The sequence below is a fragment of the Sporosarcina koreensis genome (assembly GCF_001531445.1).
Classification (GTDB): domain Bacteria; phylum Bacillota; class Bacilli; order Bacillales_A; family Planococcaceae; genus Sporosarcina; species Sporosarcina koreensis_C.
In genome coordinates this window covers 1-243 of the sequence record NZ_LQYA01000125.1, presented here as the reverse complement: position 1 = coordinate 243, position 243 = coordinate 1, and the positions used below count along the sequence as shown (strand labels likewise).

Below are 243 nucleotides of genomic sequence, written 5' to 3'. Positions count from 1 at the left end.
TAGCGATTCCGGCTTCATGCAGGCGAGTTGCAGCCTGCAATCCGAACTGGGAACGGTTTTATGGGATTGGCTCCCCCTCGCGGGTTCGCAGCCCTTTGTACCGTCCATTGTAGCACGTGTGTAGCCCAGGTCATAAGGGGCATGATGATTTGACGTCATCCCCACCTTCCTCCGGTTTGTCACCGGCAGTCACCTTAGAGTGCCCAACTGAATGCTGGCAACTAAGATCAAGGGTTGCGCTCG

At 56.0% G+C, this 243-nt stretch carries 1 rRNA gene; it reads right to left on the bottom strand.

Annotation, left to right across the window (positions count from 1 at the left end):
- Positions 1–243: ribosomal RNA gene (locus tag AWV70_RS14195) — 16S ribosomal RNA — on the bottom strand; the annotation flags it as partial.